Origin of the sequence: Caldimicrobium thiodismutans (assembly GCF_001548275.1) — a bacterium.
In the GTDB taxonomy this organism is placed as follows: Bacteria; Desulfobacterota; Thermodesulfobacteria; order Thermodesulfobacteriales; family Thermodesulfobacteriaceae; genus Caldimicrobium; species Caldimicrobium thiodismutans.
The window spans coordinates 245,295-257,677 of sequence record NZ_AP014945.1; the positions used below are offsets into that span (position 1 = coordinate 245,295).

The 12,383-nt window shown below is 38.5% G+C and carries 12 protein-coding genes and 1 tRNA gene; 7 read left to right on the forward strand and 6 right to left on the reverse strand.

The window, feature by feature from the left end; all coding sequences use genetic code 11:
- From THC_RS01175 to THC_RS01185, 3 genes are read left to right on the forward strand one after another with little or no spacing between them, the layout of a single operon-like run.
- On the forward strand, positions 1-1,227 hold the full coding sequence (locus THC_RS01175) for an amidohydrolase family protein (protein WP_068512158.1): 1,227 nt from the start codon (positions 1-3) through the stop codon (positions 1,225-1,227).
- Entirely contained in the window at positions 1,214-2,059 is an 846-nt protein-coding gene (locus tag THC_RS01180; protein WP_068512161.1) for a menaquinone biosynthetic enzyme MqnA/MqnD family protein, read from the forward strand. The genes THC_RS01175 and THC_RS01180 overlap by 14 nt, the downstream gene beginning before the upstream one ends.
- The gene (locus tag THC_RS01185) at positions 2,056-2,781 is read left to right on the forward strand and encodes a ubiquinone/menaquinone biosynthesis methyltransferase (RefSeq protein WP_068512164.1); all 726 of its coding nucleotides are present in this window, start codon (positions 2,056-2,058) and stop codon (positions 2,779-2,781) included. Before THC_RS01180 ends, THC_RS01185 begins: the two co-directional genes overlap by 4 nt.
- Here THC_RS01185 and THC_RS01190 read toward each other — a convergent pair.
- Together THC_RS01190 and THC_RS01195 are read right to left on the reverse strand one after the other, a co-directional pair.
- Positions 2,758-4,782 (reverse strand): biotin/lipoyl-containing protein, encoded by a 2,025-nt coding sequence (locus THC_RS01190; protein ID WP_068512167.1) that lies wholly within the window; start codon positions 4,780-4,782, stop codon positions 2,758-2,760. The genes THC_RS01185 and THC_RS01190 overlap by 24 nt on opposite strands.
- A 28-nt stretch (positions 4,783-4,810) precedes the next feature.
- Entirely contained in the window at positions 4,811-6,274 is a 1,464-nt protein-coding gene (locus THC_RS01195; RefSeq protein ID WP_068512170.1) for an acetyl-CoA carboxylase biotin carboxylase subunit, read from the reverse strand.
- A 345-nt stretch (positions 6,275-6,619) separates the two neighbouring features.
- On the opposite strand from THC_RS01195, the gene THC_RS01200 reads away from it, so the two are divergent.
- On the forward strand, positions 6,620-6,844 hold the full coding sequence (locus THC_RS01200; RefSeq protein ID WP_068512173.1) for a DUF2905 domain-containing protein: 225 nt from the start codon (positions 6,620-6,622) through the stop codon (positions 6,842-6,844).
- Here the strand turns inward: THC_RS01200 and THC_RS01205 are convergent.
- On the reverse strand, positions 6,834-8,198 hold the full coding sequence (locus THC_RS01205; RefSeq protein WP_068512174.1) for an ArnT family glycosyltransferase: 1,365 nt from the start codon (positions 8,196-8,198) through the stop codon (positions 6,834-6,836). The two genes, THC_RS01200 and THC_RS01205, sit on opposite strands and share 11 nt — an antisense overlap.
- Positions 8,199-8,453: 255 nt before the next feature.
- Here THC_RS01205 and THC_RS01210 point away from each other — a divergent pair.
- The 3 genes from THC_RS01210 (at position 8,454) to THC_RS01220 (ending at position 10,680) form a co-directional block, all read left to right on the forward strand.
- A tRNA-Leu gene (locus THC_RS01210) sits at positions 8,454-8,537 on the forward strand.
- A gap of 137 nt (positions 8,538-8,674) precedes the next feature.
- Entirely contained in the window at positions 8,675-9,841 is a 1,167-nt protein-coding gene (locus THC_RS01215; protein ID WP_148638799.1) for an endonuclease Q family protein, read from the forward strand.
- A gap of 110 nt (positions 9,842-9,951) precedes the next feature.
- A complete protein-coding gene (locus THC_RS01220; RefSeq protein WP_148638800.1) occupies positions 9,952-10,680 on the forward strand; it encodes a hypothetical protein in 729 nt (242 codons plus the stop codon).
- A 48-nt stretch (positions 10,681-10,728) separates the two neighbouring features.
- Here THC_RS01220 and THC_RS01225 read toward each other — a convergent pair whose 3' ends face one another.
- The 3 genes from THC_RS01225 to THC_RS01235 all read right to left on the reverse strand — a co-directional run bounded on the left by THC_RS01225 (position 10,729) and on the right by THC_RS01235 (position 12,376).
- The gene (locus THC_RS01225; RefSeq protein WP_068512180.1) at positions 10,729-10,959 is read right to left on the reverse strand and encodes a Vmc-like lipoprotein signal peptide domain-containing protein; all 231 of its coding nucleotides are present in this window, start codon (positions 10,957-10,959) and stop codon (positions 10,729-10,731) included.
- A gap of 90 nt (positions 10,960-11,049) precedes the next feature.
- On the reverse strand, positions 11,050-11,904 hold the full coding sequence (locus THC_RS01230) for an HDOD domain-containing protein (RefSeq protein ID WP_068512183.1): 855 nt from the start codon (positions 11,902-11,904) through the stop codon (positions 11,050-11,052).
- Positions 11,897-12,376, reverse strand: a complete 480-nt coding sequence (locus tag THC_RS01235) for a hypothetical protein (protein ID WP_068512186.1) — start codon at positions 12,374-12,376, stop codon at positions 11,897-11,899. Before THC_RS01235 ends, THC_RS01230 begins: the two co-directional genes overlap by 8 nt.
- Positions 12,377-12,383 lie beyond the last annotated feature (7 nt).

The window sequence follows — 12,383 nt, forward strand, 5'->3', positions numbered from 1 at the left end:
ATGGAAGAAATCTTTCTTGAGAACAGGCACCACCTTCTTATTCGGTCTAAGTATCTTTTACCCCTTCCGCAAAGCCCTCTTTATGACGGTGCTATTGAGATCAAAGATTTAAAGATTCATAGAATTGGCCCTTACAGATCTCTTAAAAAGGAGGTCTCAAAGGCAAAGCTCATTGATCTTGAAGACTTGGTAGTTCTGCCAGTCCTTACTAATGCACATCTTCATCTTGAGCTATCCGCCCTTCGTTTTAGAATCCCTCCTTCAGGCAAATTTTTACTCTGGGTAAGACAGGTTATCAAAAAACGTGCTGACCTTACTCCTATTGAGATAAAAGAATCGGCAACTTTTGCTTTAAATGAACTTCTACGCGAGGGAATTGGGGTTATCGGAGAGGTTACCAATTCAGCTTTAACAGTTGAAATTCTCTCCAAATCACCGCTTTATGGATATATTTTTCAGGAAATTATTAATTTTAAAGGTAGTTCCCCTTTGAGTGAACTAAAGGATTTTTCACCCCGGTTTAAGATTACCTATTCGGCGCACGCCCCTTATACAGTTTCTCCCCTTCTTCTTCAGGTTATAAAGTCCTATAATCGGAAGAGAAAAAGGCTTTTTGTAATTCATCTTGCAGAGTCCTCTGAGGAGATAGAATTCTTAAAGCAAGGAAAAGGTCCCATAGCTGAGCTTCTCAAAGAAAGGGGACAATGGAACGAATCCTTTAAAGCTCCCGGGATTTCTCCAGTCAAATATCTTGAAAGTCTAAATGCCTTAGATGAAAATACCCTCATTGTTCATGGAATACACTTAGAAGATGAGGATCTGGAGATTTTGGCTAAAAGAGGGGTCAAGGTCTGTGTATGTCCAAGAAGTAATCTCTACACTGGAGCTGGATTTCCCAATCTTTCCAAAATGCTTGCTTATGGCCTTACCATTTGCTTAGGGACAGATTCCTTAGCAAGCAATGATAGGCTTTCTATCTTTGAGGAGATAAAAACTTTACATTCCTTTTATACTGAAATTCCTCCCTTAAAACTTCTTGAAATGGCAACTGTTAATGGCGCCAGAATTCTTGGTTTTGAAGAGAGAGGGTCCCTTAATTTTGGGGCTTGGGCTAATCTCCTTGCTGTTGCAACTTCTACCCCCTTATCTAACTCAATGGATAAGGCCTTAGAGGAGTTTCTTTCCTGTGAAAAGGAAGTAAAATATCGTTTTTATGCTGGTCTTTAGTTCAAATTCCCTTTTAAAAATAGGCCTTCCTCGATATCTTAATACCCTACCTCTTCTTCATTTTTTAAAGGTGGAAGGGGTAGCAGATCTTTATTTATTAACACCTTCGGAGATAAATTCTGCATTGCAGAATAAAGAGCTTCAGGCTGGTCTGGCCTCAAGTCTCTTTTATGCCAAAAATTTCAAAGATTTTCTTATTTTGCCTGACCTTTCTATTAGCACCGTTGGTAAGGTTAGAAGCGTCATTCTCTATCACAAGGTCCCCCTTCCGGAACTTAATCAATGCCCTCTTGGGATAACTCCAGAGACTGAGACCTCTTTTGGACTTTTACGCATAATTCTTGAGGAATTTTTCCACATAAAACCTGAGTATCTTATTCTGAAGAAAAAAATCATTCAAGGAGCTTTAAAGGAAGAACTTTTTAAACTCTCAGGTTATCTTGCTATTGGAGATGAGGCTTTGTTACTTGAAAGGGAAGAGGTTTTTCCCTTCAGCACAGATCTTGCAGAGATTTGGTTAAAAAAGACCCACCTCCCCTTTGTTTTTGCCCTTTTTATTGCCAGAAAGGATCTTTTGGATACAGAAAGAGAAAAATTAAAAATATTTTTATCTGCCCTTTATTTAAGCCGTGCTAAAGGACTTTCTGCCCTTCAAGAAATTGTTGAGACCTCTCACCTACCTTTAAACAAGGATTTTGCCTTGAAATATCTTCATCATTTAGAATTTGACTTTTCAGGGCTAAAGCAAAGGGCCTTTTTACATTTTTGTAAGCTTCTCTACAAAAAGAGGATAATAAAAGAGGTTCCGAAGCTTTATTTTTTTGAGCTATGAAAAGAAATAATCAAGACCATAAAGCCTTTGTTAAAGCAAAGTTTGATCGCATTGTAAGGCGTTATGATCTTGTAAATTCCTTAGGGAGTTTTTATCAGGATTATTTCTGGAGAAAAGCGGTAGCCAAACTCTTTAAAGAGGTAGAGGGGCCTTTTTTGGATCTATGCTCTGGCCCTTTTACCCTTAGTTTTGAAATCTTAAAAGTAAATCCCTCTAAGCTTTTTGCCTTAGATCTGAGTTTTGAGATGCTCCTTTATGGCAAAAGTAAGGTTTCTCCTTTGCAAAAGTATATTTATCCCATAAGAGGTGATGCTGAGAGGCTTCCCTTTAAAGAGGAGACCTTTGGAGCTATTAGCATTGCCTTTGGACTGAGAAATCTTCCTGACAGGGCAAAGGCCCTCCAAGAATTCTACAGGGTGTTAAAACCAGGAGGACTTCTTGTGATTCTTGAGTTCTCAAAGCCAAAAAATTTTCTTTTTAGGTATCCCTATCTTCTTTATCTTAAATATGGGTTATCCTTTATAGGAGGCCTCCTCACCGGGGATAAGGAAGCCTATCAGTATCTGGCAAGTTCAATTGAGAAATTCCCACCTGTTGAGGAGATTCATAAACTCCTTGAAAAAAATGGCTTTAAAAGGCTCCTTTTAAAATCCCTTACCTTAGGGGTAGTAACCCTTTATGCTTATATAAAAGAAGATTTACCCTTCCTCAAGGGGTTTTAACACAAAGAGGAGCTGACCCTCTTCTACCATCTGATTCAGCTTTATACAAACTTCTACTACCTGGGCATCAAAGGGTGCCAGAATGGGGTTTTCCATCTTCATGGACTCAAGATTAGCTATTTCTTCACCTTTATGCACAATGTCTCCGGGTTTTATAGCTCCCCTTTTGGGATTTCCTATTCTCCAAACAGTTCCACTAATGGGAGCACCTATCTCATTTGGTTTCATAGCCTTTTTAACCTCAGCTTTTTTAGCCCGTGGAGTTCTCACCTCAAAGACCCTTGTTTTATTATTAACCTTGAGAACCACATGAATAATACCCTCGTTTTCACTTCCAATGGAGACAAGTTCTATGCTATAGGGTTTACCATCTAATTCAAACTCAACTTTATCTCCTGGTTTGGCAAGGCCCTCTCTCCAGACCTTGGTCGGAAGAACCAGAGGGGCAAAACCATATTTTTCACGAAATCTGATATAATCAATGGCATCCTTTGGATGCATAAGATAAAGAATAAATTCCTCTTCAGTAACAGGTCTTCCAAGTTCATCTTCCAGTTGTTTCCTTAAGTGATTTAAATCCTCATCAGGGATATTTTCAAGGGCGGAGGTATCTTTTCTCTCCTTGATTTTTTCTTCCCAGGCCTCTCCAAAGGCAGACCGATAGACCCATTCATCAGGCCAACCCACAGGTAGTTTCCCATAATGGCCAAGAATAAGGTTTTTAAAGTCTCCAGGCGCTTGTCTGAAGAGCTGTAATAATTCCTCCTGTTCTTCAGGGGTCATAGCAGAGAATTCTTGATTTTTCTCCTCCACAAACTTTCGCAAAAGATTGATTACCCTCTGCACCCCTTCTTCTCCATATTCTTTATGATAGCGATTGACAATTCCAGAGCAGGTTACCCAGGTGATTTGAGAGCCAGGGGTCACATCAAAATACTTTACAATTTGATTGTAAAGGCTCATGACCTGCAAAATTGCAGGCATGAGATGAAGAAATCCACCTTTTTCAGCTTGTTCAAAGGAGCTTGGGAAAGCTCCTCCTGGCATCTTGTGCCGGGTAACCATATGGTCAAAACCTTTAAAAGGAGATTCAGCCCATTCATAGTCTCTTATCCATTCTCTAACTTTTTCCACTGCAAGCTCAGCCATCTTCCTGTTAAGGTTTACTGGGATACCTTCTTCTCTAAGGGCTGCTTCAACGGAAAGGATAGGGGAATGACCATAAAATCTGCAGAGGGTATCTTCTTGAGCATCAAGAATTTTAGCTCCAGCCTTGGCTGCAGATACAAGCACCGGTATAGCCAGCCCATCTGTTATGTGGCGATGGTAGTTTATAATTAGATCAGGATACCTATCTTTGATAGCTGAGATCAACTCAGAAACACTTTTGGATGTCCCTACACCTGCCATGTCCTTTATGCAAAGGATTATCTCATCTACCCCTCCACAGAGGTCAACAATCTCATCTACTACTTTAAGGTAATATTTTGTATCAAACCAGGGGGCAACTGTATAAGAGATAGCGGGTTCAAAGAGCCTGCCTCGTTTCATCACCACTTCTGCAACTATCCGCATGTTTCGCACATCATTTAAAAATGAAAAACACCTCCAGACATCAATATCTACCCTCTCTACTACATATTCAATAATGTTTTTTGGATAGGGCCTATAACCAAACATATTAGTTTCACGAATAAGGGTCTGAAGAAGCACATTGGGCATAAGCTCCCTTAAGATGTCTATTTCTTCAAAGGGACTTTCCCTGCGATTCATGATTCCTACATGCCATCTTGCCCCTCCATGACACTCTGCGGCAAAAAGCCCCATTTCATTGTAATAGGGAGCTAAGGTCTTAAGATCAAAGATTCTTAAACGATTTTTATAATCCGATTGTCCTGCATCTCTCATCCCCACAGATACTAAGGAAACCCCGGGTAGCTCCCTTACTTTTTGCACTATTTCTCTTGGACTCATGCCGGGTTTAACAAAGACATATCCCATAAAGACCTCCTTAGGTTCTTTTTAAACTTTACATCCAGGGCTGAGGCCCAAGGGCAGATATCTCAGCTACATATTGGGCAATCTTGAGGGCCTCATCATCAGAAGTCTTTTCTCTAAAGGCAGAGATAAGTTCCTGATAGTATTCCTCAATAAAGCGCGTGGAAAAATTTCCTTCTATAAATTTAGGATGCCTGATTATGCTGAGAAGAAGCGGGGCAATGGTCTTAATACCCTCTACTCTTAAGCCTCTACTCAGGGCTCTATCCATAACTCTTAAGGCCTCAGTTCTGTCTGCCCCTGCAGACATAAGGAGCATAATCAGGGAATCATAATAAGGAGGCACATCAGCTCCTTCATAAACTCCCGAGGCAACTCTAATTCCAGGCCCAAGGGGAATTTCCAAGCGGGTTATAGTTCCAAAGGAGGGGTTAAAGGTGCGGGGATCCTCAGCATTAATACGGACTTCAATTGCGTGCCGATTAGGATAAATATCCTCTTGAGTGAAGGGCAGTTTCTTCCCCTGAGCAATATCAAACATAAGACTTACAATATCAAGACCGGTGATAAGTTCTGTTACACCATGTTCAACCTGAAGACGGGTATTTACCTCAAGAAAATAGAACTTTCTGGTCTTTGGGTCAAGAAGAAATTCAACGGTTCCTGCAGAATAATACCCAAGCTCTCTGGCCAGTCTTACTGCGGTAAAGCAGATCTCCTGTCTAAGGTTATCATCTATACTTGGAGAAGGAGCTTCCTCTAAAATCTTTTGGTTTCTCCTCTGAATAGTGCACTCTCTTTCAAAGAGGTGCACCACATTGCCAAATTTATCTCCCAGAATCTGAACCTCAATATGTCTTCCCTTTTCAATGTATTTTTCCACTAAGAGGGTATCATCACCAAAGGCCTTTTTTGCTTCAGACCGAGCCCTTTCAAAGGCAACAGGAATCTCCTCTGCTGAATCCACTCTTACCATTCCCTTTCCCCCGCCTCCGGCAGCTGCCTTTATAAGGATAGGGAAGATAACCTCCTCTTCTCGCATCCATTTTAAAATATCCTCTGGACTTTGAACATTTAACATACCTGGTATGGTTGGGACATTGGCTTTTTGAGCAATTTTTTTGGCTCGAATTTTGTCTCCCATCAGGCGAATAACCTGAGGAGGTGGGCCAACCCAGATAAGCCCGGCAGATTCAACCATCTCTGCAAAGGCAGGATTTTCAGCTAAGAATCCCCAGCCAGGATGGATGGCCTGGCATTTCTTCTCTGTGGCAGCTTTGATAATTTTTTCCATGTTGAGGTAAGAATCAAGAGGGGGAGCCTCTCCGATATGCACTGCTTCATCCGCTAAAAAGACATGATAGGCCAATCTATCAGGGGTGCTGTATATGGCAACAGTCTTAATTTTCTTGTCCCGACAGGTATTCATAATCCTTACTGCAGGCACTCCCCTATTGGCAATTAAGACCTTCCGAATGTCCTGTTCTAAAGCCATAGTTTCCCCCTTCGGATCTTTTAAATCAAAAATAACGAATTAAATGACACTTGTCAATACATATATATGCGTCCAAATCTTTTGAGACTCTATAGGATTTTTTCTTAGGGCGAAACACAAATTAAATCTCTCCACATACCCATTCCCCTTTGGAAAGAAAGGATATATAATCTGCAAAATCTTTCCTTAAGTAGGGGTTTAAAATTTTAAACCCCTACATGGGGCTTTTTTACCACCCTTCCTTTTTCTTGTAAGAATCTTAACCTATGCATTTTTTTTTGTTAGCTTGTTAAGGTAAGTTCTACAGGGCTGGAATTTTTTGTTAATATTGTTAAAATTTAAATTATGCAGGAGCTCTCAGGTTTGGGTAAATTTCTAATTCTCTTTGGAATAATTTTTATAGCCCTTGGGCTTTTATTGCTTTTGCTTCCTAAAATCCCCTTTCTGGGAAGACTTCCAGGGGACATCTATATAAAGCGTGATAGCTTTACCTTTTATTTTCCCCTTGGAACTTCCATTCTTTTAAGTATCCTTTTAACCCTTCTTTTAAATCTCCTTTTCAGAAAGTAAGAGCTTTATACACATACCAATATTTTCCTTTTTTGTAAGGATCAGGTAAGACAAGTTCTTGTCTGGCAAAATTCAGTTCTACAGGGGAGAGAACATAATGTCCTTGCTTTAAGATCTCTTTAGCCTCTTCTTCCTGTTTGATAATAGCAAGAGGTTTTTGCAAAATAAAAATAGCAAGGGGATGAGCTTGTTGATAAAAGAGGTAATCCTTTTTTGGATTAAGGTTTTCTATCCATAGAGATGTGTTTGTTTTTAAGTCTTTAAGAGGAAAATAGGTGGCAAGGGTAACTATCAAAAGATTCAGAAATAAGATTATACCCACAAATCTAATTAAAAATTTTTGGGAATATATTTTTAAAAGAATTTCAACAAAAAAGAGAGAGGCAATGGGATAGAGATATAGCAGATATTTGTCAAATTTTGAGCCTGTAAAACTTAAAAGTAAAAGAGGGATAAAAAGGGAAGAAAAATAAAGGGATAAAGGATGTGCTTTTAATTGGATGAGGTGATTTTTCCAGAGATGTTTAATTTTTATGAAAAGGAGCAGGAAATAGGGAAAAAAATTTAAAAAAAGGGCCTTAAAATAGTAATAAAAGGGGTCCTTTGGGGAGGCGAGTCTTTCAGATATATCTGTATGTAAAAATTCTTGAAAGATATGGAAGCCAAATTTCAGATATCCATATAGATACCAGGGAAAAATGAGGAGTAAAAATAATCCCCAGCCTACGGGAGAGAAAAGTAATCTGAATAGGGGTTTATTTTTGGTGAAAAGGGCCAAAAGCGCAAGGGCAGGAAGAAGAAAAAAGTGCAGAGGTCCCCGAATTAAAAAAGCTAAGGCCAAGCCTGTGTAAAAGGCAAGGGATAATTTTTGAGAGGGCCTTTCAAGATACCTTTGAAGAAAATAAAAACTCAGAGTTGTAAAGAAGATAAAAAGGGGTTCAAGGTCAATGCGGTAAATAAAACTTAAAAAACGAAAAGCTGAAAATAAAATAGAGAGGCAAAGGATGGATTTAAGCAGATTTTTATGGCAAAGTAAGTATATAAGATATGCTGTAAAAAGATAACTTAAAAAAGAAGGTAGTCTTAAAAAAAAGATTTCTTGTTTAAAGAGGTTTCCCAGAGCATAAAAAGGAAGAGATAGCCAGGTATGAAGGGGAGGTTTAGTAAAATAGGGCTCTCCATTGAGGAGAGGGATTAAAGATTTAAATAGATAGGTCTCCTGAATAATAATTGCTCTTCTTGCCTCCTGATAAGAAAGGAGGGGTAAGAAGAAGGAAAGGAGAAACAGGAAGAAAAAAACGGCCAAAAGAAGATAAAATAACCAGGCCTCTGAGCTAAATCTTTCAGTTTTCATAAAATTGTTGACCAATTATATTATACTCTTTTAATCACTTTGCAAAGATCCTTTCTGTTGGTTCAATGTAGGGGCAAAGAATTATTTGCCCCTATCGGGGGATTTACAACATCCCTACAGGTAAGGCTTTACAGGTTAATATTACAAGAATAATCCAATTTATCTGCCCAAAAATGGGTAGATTTAGGTCTCAAAAGATAAGGACATATACATATCCTTGCCAAACTTTAAAAAGAAGTTAATATTTAATAAAACGCCGAGGTGGCGGAATAGGCAGACGCGCTGGATTCAGGATCCAGTGGAGGCAACTCCGTGCGGGTTCAACTCCCGCCCTCGGCACTTTAATTATTCTCATGAGAAATCAAAAACTTCCACCCCCTGAGGTTATAAAAAATTCTTACTTAGCTGATTTTCATTTGCACTCAAAATATAGTCGAGCAAGCTCAAAAAATATGGAACCCCGGGCTCTCTCAAAAATGGGAGCTCTTAAAGGCCTTGACCTTCTTGGAACAGGAGATTTTACCCATCCCCTTTACCTTCAGGAACTTAAAGAATACCTGGAGTATGAAAGGGACTCAGGTTTCTATGTGGTAAAAAACGGAGATAAAGGTCCAAGATTTCTGCTCTCTGCAGAGATTTCTCTAATTTTCACTCAGAACCAAAAGACCAACCGCAGGATTCACCTGATCTTGATTGCCCCTAATTTTCAGGTAGTTGAAGAAATAAACCTTTACTTATCTAAATTAGGAAACCTCTCAGCTGACGGAAGACCAACTTTTGGGATTTCTGCTGAAAGGTTGACATTGGATCTTTTGAAGATTTCTCCAGATATACTTGTGATTCCAGCCCATGCCTGGACTCCATGGTATTCAGTATTTGGGGCCTTCTCTGGCTTTGATACCCTTGAAGAGGCCTTTGGAGAGGCTACTCCCTATATCTATGCCATTGAAACAGGGCTATCTTCGGATCCTGAAATGAACTGGAGGATCTCTGCCCTTGACAAAATTGCCTTAGTTTCAAACTCTGATGCTCACTCACCCGGAAAGATTGGCAGGGAGGCTACAGCCTTTTTTTATCCCATGACTTATGAAAACTTTTATCGATCTATAAAGGAAAATAAAATTGCCTATACCATTGAATTTTATCCTGAAGAAGGTAAATATCATCTTGATGGACATAGGTCTTGCAAGGTTTCACTTAATCCTAAAGAGACCATTGAGCTTGGATATATTTGTCCAGTCTGTGGACAACCATTGACTATTGGTGTTCTTCATCGGATTGAGAAACTTGCCGATAGACCCGATAATTTAATTCCAGAAAATAAACCCTATTCTGTGCACTTAGTTCCTCTTGTTGAAATTCTGGCTGAGGTTTTCAATCTTAATCCCAATACCAAAACTCTTCAAAAACTTTATGACCAATATGTTGAGAAAATTGGAACTGAGTTTGACATTCTACTAAAGAAAAATCTCAGTGAACTTTCTTCATTGTTACCAGAGAAGCTTTATCTTGCGATAAAACGCGTTAGAGAAGGACGGGTCTATGTCAAAGGAGGGTATGACGGAGTCTATGGGATAGTCAAGATATTTGAAGAGCCTGAACCTGAAAATTGCCCCTTTCCCAAACAAAAAAGTCTTTTTTAGAAAAAATTTTTTGACAAAAATGTCATTAACGGTTTTAAAATAAAAGGATTTTATTTAAATGATTTGGGTATAATTTTTGATAATTTATTTAAAAAAAAGGGAGGTGGCTGATGATGAAAAAGTTAAGTTTATGGTTGGGTTTGGTAGCTATACTTTTGGCCTTTAACCTTTCAAGCTTTGCAAGTGATATTAATTTGGGTATTTCCCTTGGAGATGGAAAACTCAGAAGTTTTTATTTTTCCTTAAGTGATTACTATAGAATCCCGGAAGAGCAAATCATAATCATTAAAAAGCGCTATCCAATCATAGTGGAAGAGGAACTCCCAGTTATTTTATTAATCGTCAGGGAAGCTGGTGTATCTCCAGATGTAATTGTTGAACTTAGAAGAAAAGGGTATTCCTGGTATGACATCCTGATCAGATTCAGAATTTATCCAGAGGTTGTCTTTAAAAGATACATTATTTATGGTCCACCTTATGGAAAGGCCTGGGGTTATCATAAAAAGAAAAAGGTTGTTTTTGTAGATGATGATATTATTTTTCTATCTAATGTTAAATTTCTTTCCGAATATTACAGAGAAGTCCCAGATGTGGTCATTAAATACAAAGAAAAACATCCAAGATTTGTAGATGTGCATTATGAAATCTATGAACATAAAAAAGGAGAAAGGGAAAAATTTAAAGAGAAAGAAGAGAAAGAATTCAGAGAGAGAGATAGAGAACAAAGAGATTACAGAGATTCAAAAGATTATATGAATCAAAAAGATAAAGACTTTTATAATGAAAAAGAAGGAAAAGGACCTAAAGAAAAACATCGGGGTAAAAAAGAAAAGGATTAAGTTATAAAAAAGAAGGGGGCATAAGCCCCCTTCTTACTTTGAGTTTTCTTACTTCTTTTCAGCGGGTTTTTCTGCCTTGGGTTGCTCGGCTGGAGCAGCACCAGTCTGATTCTCAGCAGGCTGAGCGGGCTGAGCAGGTTGAGCAGGCTGGGCAGGCTGTTCTGCCTTGGGCTGTTCAGGAGCTGGGGCAGGAGCTTCTTCTTTCTTCTTGCATCCAGCAGTAACTCCAATCACTCCAGCGACAGCAAGAGAAAGCAGTAAAGACATCAGCTTTTTCATGGCAACTCCCTCCTCCTATGTTTTTTAATTTTGGTTATATTATTCTCCTACTCTTAATTTTGTCAAGAGGGAATTTTTTAATTTCAGCTTTTAAACAAAAAGTCTTCCCAGTAAAAGAGTTCTTCTATAAATACGGGGCAAAATTTTTTCTATTGTCTTTGAATCCAATCCTGAAACCTCTAACAAGTTTTCTGGAACCTTATAATTAAAGGCATCTACACCACCAGTTATCCCAAGCAGAGAAACTATAATATTTGATAAAGCCACTATTGCTGAGACCTTAGATTGCACCATGAGGTCAGGATCATGGTGAGCTCTGACTGCAAAATAAATCTCCTCTGGAAATTTCCAGCGCTTAAGAAGATACCCTCCCACCATTCCGTGATCCACACCCAGAGCTAACCACTCAATTTGCATAAAATCCCACTTAGGGTTTTCCTCAGAAATCTGATGAAACCTTTTCTCCTCAAGATTTGTATAAAGGTCAAGCACAATCTTTCCAAGGTCATGCAAAATTGAGGCGATATAGAGACTTTCTTTTTTTTCAACTGATAATTTAAGTTCATGGGCAATTTCTTCTGCTGCAATCCCACATACAATAGAATGTAACCAGATATCCTCGGCACTTAACCCATAGCCAGTTAAGTCCTTAGAAAAATATTTGCCTGACACTGAAGCAAGAAGAATAAATTTTATCTGATCCACTCCAAGTAGCATAAAGGCCTTTAAAAGGGAATCCACCTTTTGGGGGAGAGAAAAGGCAGCTGAATTAACAAGTTTCAAAAAATTAGCTGCTATAGCTGGATCACTTTTCACAATCTCTTCAAGACTCTTATAATCTACTTCATCTTCTCTCAGAAGCTCAAGGGCCCTTTGGGCTGTTTTAGGAAAAGGCGGTAAGTTATCAACTTTCTCAAAAATCTTTTCCAAAATAAATTCACTCATATCTTTCCACCTTATTTTTGATTTTGATCTCAAAGTAACCTTCTTTTCCATTGAGATAAAGGCGAAGCGGGCTAGAAAAATTAACTTTTTTAATTACCCTTTCCCATATTCCATTTTTTTTGAACCAGGCCTCAGCAACCTTTAAATTTTTTTCCGCAAGATCTAAAAATTGCGGATTAACTCTGAATTTGCTGGCACCGACAATTATCCATTTGCAGTCATCAAAATTTATTTTTAACTTTTCAAGCTCAGTATTAAAGATGTTTAAAATTGTTTCTCCTGAATAAATCTCCCCTTCATCCAATTCCAAGTCATTTTCTTTATAAGGAAAAATATAGCTCAAAACCCCATAAATCATTTTATTGGGATTAATAAAGCCAATAGCTATCCCTGCTCCCAGAGAATCACTAACCAAAGTAATGGCCTTTTTTTGTATTATTTCATATGTCCCTTTAGCTACTTTAAGTATCATAAATACT